Origin of the sequence: Flavobacterium limi (genome assembly GCF_010645075.1) — a bacterium.
GTDB lineage: Bacteria > Bacteroidota > Bacteroidia > Flavobacteriales > Flavobacteriaceae > Flavobacterium > Flavobacterium limi.
Genome location: NZ_JAADZV010000010.1, coordinates 171968 through 179793, shown reverse-complemented (window position 1 = coordinate 179793; position 7826 = coordinate 171968). Strand labels below are relative to the sequence as shown.

The 7826-nt window shown below is 33.0% G+C and carries 5 protein-coding genes; 1 reads left to right on the top strand and 4 read right to left on the bottom strand.

Going from position 1 to position 7826, the window contains the following annotated elements:
* Nucleotides 1–81: 81 nt before the first annotated feature.
* From GXM16_RS19095 to GXM16_RS19085, 3 genes are all read right to left on the bottom strand, one after another.
* Nucleotides 82–1836 carry a TonB-dependent receptor gene (locus GXM16_RS19095; RefSeq protein WP_163396089.1) on the bottom strand — a complete coding sequence of 585 codons (1755 nt, stop codon included), beginning with the start codon at nt 1834–1836 and terminating at the stop codon, nt 82–84.
* Between the two features lie 116 nt (nt 1837–1952).
* Nucleotides 1953–2816 (bottom strand): PhzF family phenazine biosynthesis protein, encoded by an 864-nt coding sequence (locus GXM16_RS19090; RefSeq protein ID WP_163396088.1) that lies wholly within the window; start codon nt 2814–2816, stop codon nt 1953–1955.
* Nucleotides 2817–2906: 90 nt separating this feature from the next.
* A complete protein-coding gene (locus GXM16_RS19085; RefSeq protein ID WP_163396087.1) occupies nt 2907–5921 on the bottom strand; it encodes a tetratricopeptide repeat protein in 3015 nt (1004 codons plus the stop codon).
* 286 nt (nt 5922–6207) lie between these two features.
* On the opposite strand from GXM16_RS19085, the gene GXM16_RS19080 reads away from it, so the two are divergent.
* A complete protein-coding gene (locus GXM16_RS19080; protein WP_163396086.1) occupies nt 6208–6891 on the top strand; it encodes a cell division ATP-binding protein FtsE in 684 nt (227 codons plus the stop codon).
* A gap of 5 nt (nt 6892–6896) precedes the next feature.
* Here GXM16_RS19080 and GXM16_RS19075 read toward each other — a convergent pair whose 3' ends face one another.
* Nucleotides 6897–7733 (bottom strand): class I SAM-dependent methyltransferase, encoded by an 837-nt coding sequence (locus GXM16_RS19075; protein WP_163396085.1) that lies wholly within the window; start codon nt 7731–7733, stop codon nt 6897–6899.
* Nucleotides 7734–7826: the final 93 nt, after the last annotated feature.

The window sequence follows — 7826 nt, the reverse complement described above, 5'->3', positions numbered from 1 at the left end:
CTGCAAAAAAAGTTCTTACAGGTGTTTAATTAAATATATTTGTCTAATAATCTGTATCAATTATTCAGGACTAGTCATTTATTAAAAATCAAATTTGTAATTCGCACCGCCTAAGACCTGAAATCCCTGAACAGGGTAATTCAGCCATTTTTCGTAAGCCTGATTTCCGATATTGTTTAGTTTTAAGAAAAAGGTCAGACGTTCACTGAATTTGTATCCCAAATGCGCATTAGCATCAAAATAGCTTTTTAGGGTAACAGGACCATTAATGGTAGAACTTAATAAATCATTCTGCATATCCTTACGTTCTCCTACATAAAAAACATTTAAACCTGCATACCATTGTTTTGTTATATTAACATCCAGATTAGAGCCTAACTTTATTGTTGGTAAGTTCCATGCTTCTACAGGCTCATCAGTTTTATAACTATTGAATGTACCGTTAATTCCAAAAATAACATTTTCAGAAAAATCCGCTTTTAATTCTGCATAGAAACGAAATGTCCTGATATCTTCATAAACTACTCCAAAAGAGTTTCCGTAAGCATAATTCTCGTTTGAAAATTCTTCTGTATAATCATTGCTCTTGAACAGAGCCTTGTTTTTTTCGTTTAAATAAGAACCTGTCAGATTATAGCTCACATTATTCGCTAATTTACCTTTCAAACCTGCAAAAACATTATATTGCGTGCTTGATGGCGTCATGTTTAATGTTGGCGATAAAAATGGATTTTCATTTACAAAATCAGCATATGAATTCTGGGTTAAAGTTCCCTTTACCCCTGTATAGAAAATCATTAAATCCCCAACTAATTTATATGAAGCATTTATTTTTGGATAGATATAAAACTTATTTCCACTATTTTCAGAATCCAGCGCATAATACAATCCTGCTCCCAATTCTAAAGTCCAGTCGTTTTCATTCACTACAAAACTTGGCTCAATCCCGAAATTGGTCAGACTATATTTTACAGGATCCGTATTAGTCTTAAAATAGTTATTTTCAAAACTTCCGCTTACGTGGTCAATAATCACATTCGTGTTAACTGCATGATCCATCACATCCACTTTAAATGTTGGTTTTAGGTAAAAACGATTTTCTGAAGAAGAAAAACTATCCGAAAAGTGTGTGAATTTTGTTGCTATTTTACTAAAAACACTTTCATTGAATTCAAAATTTCCTCCTAATGAAATCGTATTATAAGTGTGCCCCGGATTAATTTTATTTATTAAATCAAGACGATCCTGAGGAATCAAAGACGATCCAAAATCCTTTGGTAGTCCGTACCAGTTGTAAATTTGATTTTGGTATCCTAATTCCACATTCCAAGACATATCTCTATTGTTTTGACCATAACCAACGTTTAATGCCGTATCATAAAATTCATCATTCAAAAGCAGATCTTTAATTCCGCCTTGTGACGAATGATGACGTAACATTCCGGATACAAAATCATTATTTCCCAAATCCTGATTTACAAATAACTCAGCATTGAGTGTGCTGTAATTCCCTAATCCAACAGTTGCATAATTATTAAACAGACGCTCTTGTTTTGATTTTTCTACATTGGCAGCTTTCCCTTTAGAAGGTGTAAAAGTTGAAGCTACAGGAACAGATAAAATACTGTATTTTATAGTTTCTTTAGCCTGATTTCCCGAATCGTCAAGTGACGGGGTTTCTTTTACTTTATCAGCATCTGATATGGTTGGCGAATACGGTTTAACTACGTTTACTGTTTCTGTCCCAATATTTTCATTTTTCTTTTGAGCAAATGAAAGCTGAAAAACAAAAAGCAATACTATTATGATGGTTTTATTCTGGAAATTAATTTTCATATTTTATACTTTTTTGTAAAATGTATTCTGTCAAATGTAAAATGCTTCATTGCAACTTACTTCTTACAATTCTATTATAATTATCTAAATTTTCTAATTTTTAAATTTTCTAATTCTCACGCTTCCCATTCTCCTTTAGCAATAAACTGCACTTTCCCTCCTATTTTAATATCAAATTCATTTCCGGTCAATTTTCCTTTAAAATGAATTTGAGAGGGACGCCCCATATAATCTCCCTGGAAATTGATTAATTCGAGTTCCGGTTTATGATTTTTTAAAAGATAAGCCTGTAAGCAGGTACTAGCACTTCCTGTAGCTGCATCTTCCATTAATTGATTATGTTCTATATACATCAATCTGCTAAATAATTTTTCACCTTCCAGATAATAAAAATATAAGCCCTGATGTGAGGTTTTACAATGCTTTTTCAGCCATTCATTTGTTTTATCTTTATCCAGAACCAAATTTTCCAACGCTCTTTTGCTGCTTAACCCAACCATAACAAAGGCGCTTCCTGTTGTCACTTCCTGAATTGGAAATTGATTCTCAAAGTCGCTGTTTTTAAGATTACTGAATAATGTAAAATCCTCCTTCGAAAAAATATCCCAAAATTTAGGCTGTGCAGCTTTCAGCCAAATCAAATCTTCTTTATAATGAATTGCAATTGGGCCGATTGGAACATTCAGCTTAATCTCGTCAGGCGAGTTATCAAAGATTTTATTCATTAAAACCCATGAAGTCCCAATTACCGGATGTCCTGCAAACATCATTTCCTGAGATGGCGTAAATATTTTAATTTCCGCCTTATTGTTTTCTTTATCTAATTTGGTAACAAAAGTGCTTTCTGCAAAATTAATTTCGCGGGCAATCTTTTGCATTTCTTCCGAACTCAAATTTTCTGCATCTAAAAAAACAGCCAATTGATTTCCGGCATATTTTTTATCTGTAAAAACATCAACTATATAAAAAGGTAAACTCATAATTTGTGAAATGTGATTTGTGAGAAGTAAAATGTGATTTATAAAATGTTTATTTACTCATTTTACTTCTCACATCTAACATTTAACTTACTACTTATTAATTGATGAATTTGTTTTAGACTCTTCCAATTTTATTGCGCCTAATTCTCTTTTTGCTTCTTCAACCACATCCGGATAATCTGTAAAATTGTTTATTACGTTATCTAAAATATAAGTTGCCTGATAGCTGTCTTTTAATCCGTAAAAGTTTTTCGCCATTAAAACCAAGCTTTTCGCTCCGTAATATTTGTATGCAGAATAGTTTTTAGCTAATTTCTGAACTGATACGTTCGAAGCATCAAATTTGCCTTCTTTCGTTTTAAAATACGCATCATAATACAAAGCTTCTGCTGCTAATTCTCCTTTTGATGTTGTTGATAATTTCGCATACGCACCTTTTGCTTTATCCTCATCTCCGCTTTGCATTGCTGCCCTTGCCACGATAATTTGTGCATCTGCTTTAACATTAGCATCAGCTTTTGCATTTTGTAAAACTTTATCAGCGTACACAACCGAATTATTATAATCTTTTTTATCATAATAACATTTCATCAAATTGGCCTGAGCAAAGTTTTGATTCTGAGCAGAATCAGACTCCTCACTTAAACGAACTAAAACCGGAATTGCTTTATCACAATCTTTTGCTTTCAGAAAAATCTGAGCCAGTTTATTTAGTGACTGTTCCGTAAATTCGTTTCTTGGCTGTCCAATTACATACTGATAATTTGCCACTGAGTTTGCTTCTGAACCTTCTGCATAAAGCAACTGTGCCAGATAAAAATTGGCTTCTAATGAATGCAATCCGGATGGAAATTTACTCACATAACCCGTAAATCCCGGAATTGCCTGTTTACTATTATTTTGACTGTATTGCTTGAAAGCAGCATCATAAGTATCATTATCTAATTCTGCATCCGTAACCGAAACAAAATCCAATGTTCTTACCCATGTTGCATATTCATCTACTTTTCCGGAATCAACATAGATTAATCTTGCTGTAGAAACTGCTTCCAAAGCCTCTGGAGTTTTTGGAAACTCAGCAGCAACTTTTTTGAATTTTGTCAAAGCCTGTTCGTCGCGATCTGAATTGTAATAAATCAAACCTTGTCTTAAAATTGATTTTGAAGTAAACGACCCGTTTTTATATTCTGAAATCAGCTGATCATACGTTTTAATAGCCTGATCGTTCTTTTTATCAGCTACATACGTATTGGCCAATTCAAATAAAACATCATCACGATATTCTGATTTCTTATACATCTGAAGGAAATTATTCAGCTCATCAATTTTCTTATCGTTTCTGGACATAAATCCATAAGAAATCGCTCTTTGAAACTGTGCATAATCAGCATCAACACCTTTTGCGCTGATTGCTTTTCCATAGGCTTCCATTGCCTGGGCATATTTAGAAGTTACAAATCGGCAATCTCCCAAACGTAAATACGAATCATTCAGACGCACTTTATCTGCCGGAGCATTATCAATCTGAGCCTGAAATGAATTCCCCGCCTGATCATACTCTTTCAGTTTAAAATACGTGTATCCAATATTATAATTGATGTTTTTATATTCGTCAGTTGTTTTTGCAGCAGCCAAACCTGCGAATTGCTTATAGCTCAATAATGCATTTCTAAAATCATCCGTTACGTACTCAGACTCTGCTTTCCAGAAAGTAGCACGGGCAGTAAATTCAGGGTTCTTTTGTTCTTTTACAGCACCATTGAACATTTTTAAAGCTTCAGCATAATTAGACTCATTGTATAATTCTAAACCTCTGTAAAAAAGCACTTTTTGGTACGCTAATTTATTTTCCGGAGTTCTGTTTTTTTCTAATAAAACCAAAGCTTCTTTGTAATTTTTAGTCGAAATATAAGAGTCAACCAATAATTTTTCTACTTCTGTACGGCTTGAATTATTAGGATATTTTTTTAAGAAATCAAGTAAAATTCCCGGAACAGTCTGGTATTGATTCCCGATATCATAGCTTAACTTAGCATAATTCAAAGCTGCATCTTCCTGAATTTGTGCGTTAAAATCCATCTCGGAAGCATTTTTAAAAGCATTTAAAGCTTCTTGTTTTTTGCCTGTGTTCAGATAAGCCAAACCTAAATGGTAATAGGCATTCTGCGCTACAAAATCCTTACCCTCAATAATTTTATTGAATTGCGAAATCGCTTTTTCGTAGTCTTTTTGTTCGTAATAAGCGTAGCCTAACTGGTAGAAATCGGTATTATTCCATTTTCCTTTTCTTCCTGCGTATTGCTCCAGGTATGGAATTGCTTTACCGTATTGTTTTAAATTGAAATAGCTTTCGCCAATAATTTTATTCAATTCAGACTTTTCAAGTGCATTCGACTTCGCCATTGCTGCTTGTCCCAGCTCGATAGCTTTTTGAAAATTACCCAGTTTAAAATTCATATCTGCCTGAAAATAGGAAAGCTTTTCCTTGTATTTTTCTTCGCCGGAAACCTCGTCAAAATATTTGGTCGCTTCCTTGTAATCATCACCTTCATAAGCCATAAAACCTAAATAATATTTGGCTTGCGAACCAAATTCAGGCGAATTCACCACTTTATTAAAATAGGTTGTTGCTTCTTTTTTCTTTTTGGCATTGAAATAACTGTATCCTTTTTGGAAATTAAATTTATCCAGATCAGATTTGCTCATGTAACTTTCATCAACCCTGTCAAACCATTGCAGTGCTTTTGAATAATCTCCCTGCTCGAAGAAATAATGCGCAACCTCAATATAAGCCTGATTTTGTTTGGTACTTGTTGGATAATCTTCAACAAATCTTTCCATTAATTCATCAGCATTTGCCTGATTCGTTCTAATCGCGCAATTGGCGATATAATAGGCACAATCTGATTTAACTTCTTCTGTAGTGGCCTGATTTTTCACAGATTCAAAAATATGCTGGGCCGAGGCATATTGTTTGTCATTATATAAAGCCAGTGCTTTATCAAAATCCTTTAATTCGTAGGTATATATAGCTGATTTTTGTGCCGAAACCATAGCCGAAAAAAGGACGAATGGTATTAAAAAGAACCAGGAAATTTTACGCATTTTAATTATATTTAATATTCAAATGTATCATTTTATACCGTTTATAACGAAACGCTTTAAGCTTTTATTATGAACAAAAATTTTAAGTTTTTACTTTTTTCAGCTTTACAAGCCTCAAAATACCGATTATAATTTCACCAAACCGATTCGTTTAGAATAAGATAGTTTAACTATAAAGTAAATCTTTCTACACATTGTCCATGAATATTTTTTCTGTTCAAATGATTAAAATTTATTTTGAATCCAACCGTTAACTTATTACTTTTACATTCAAATCAATTTTATTATGTCAGAAACCGTACTATCCCTTAAAGATGTCACTATATTTCAGGAAGGAAGAAAAATTTTATCGCATATCAATTTAGAAGTTGAGCATGGAGAATTTATCTATATAATTGGAAAAACAGGTTCCGGAAAAAGTAGTTTCATGAAAACTTTGTATGGTGATTTACCTCTTTCTGAGGGCGAAGGACATATTGTTGAATTTGATTTGGCCAACCTGAAAGAAAGTCAGATCCCATATTTGAGACGTAAAATCGGAATTGTATTTCAGGATTTTAAATTACTTCCGGACAGAACTGTAAAAGACAATATGCTGTTTGTACTTAAAGCAACCGGCTGGGTAGAGAAAGAAGCCATGCAGCATAAAATTGATGAAGTTTTGGATAAAGTTGGCATGAAAGATTTTCTGAACAAAATGCCTCACCAACTTTCGGGTGGAGAGCAGCAGCGTGTTGCCATTGCAAGAGCTTTATTAAACGATCCTGAATTCATCCTTGCTGATGAACCAACCGGAAACCTTGATCCACAAACGAGTTCTGAAGTTTTAGAAGTATTGAAAAAAATCAACGCCAACGGAAAAACCATTATCATGGCCACTCATGATTATGCATTGCTGATGAAATTCCCATCTAAAACATTAAAATGCGAAGATGAGAGAATTTTTGAGGTTGTACAAAGAAGTGTGTAACTTCACTAATCTTTTTTAAACACTAAAATATCCTGAAAATCAAACAGTCCTTCACAGGTTCTTTTTGACCAGTTTCCGTATATTTTATTTTCCAGTTTCAGATCCGCAATTTTCATCATTTTGTCAATATACTTTTCATCAAAAGCAATATTAGCAGAAGGCACTTTTTCATTCATTAACCTGAAATTTTCTCTTTCATAAGGAAAATTGATTTTGTTTTGTTTCTTTGAAATCGTTTCTTCATTTTTGCCATCATATAAAAAGAAAGTCCCAAGGCATTTTCCGCCCGGCTTTAAAACCCTTTGAATTTCATTAAAATAATTTTGCACCTCTAAAGGCTGCATATGTGTAAAAACTGAAAATAAGAAAATGGCGTCAAAAGAATGATTCTCATATGGAAACACAAAATCCTCAGCCCTCTTCTCTGTAAAATGGTAGAGGTCATTATTCAGCGGAATGTATTGAAAATTAAAATTAGAAAAGTCTGCAGAAATATGTTTTTTGCACCATAAGATTCCTTTTTCAACTACGTCAAATCCTTCATATTTTCCTTCCTCTGATAAATATTGAGTTAATGCAACAGCAGCACGCCCTATTCCGCAGCCTATATCCAGTACTGAATGATTTTCTTTTAGGTCTGCATATTTTTTTAAAATTTCAAGATGATGGTTTCCCTGAGCTAAAAAATCTCCTGAACCGATAAAGATGTCTCCTTTATTGGGAACATACTTATTTTTCTTTCCCTGAATACTATCCAGAATATCTATCGGATAATAGTATAATTTTCGAACAAGGAATCTTGATTTTGGTGAAAGAGAGTAATAGATATTTCTTAAATTCATTTTTCTTTTTCAGAATTTGAAATCAAATTTGACAATATTTTATGGCTGTTTTAAATAAAAACATTTCCTTTACAAATATATTTAAAAAATCGG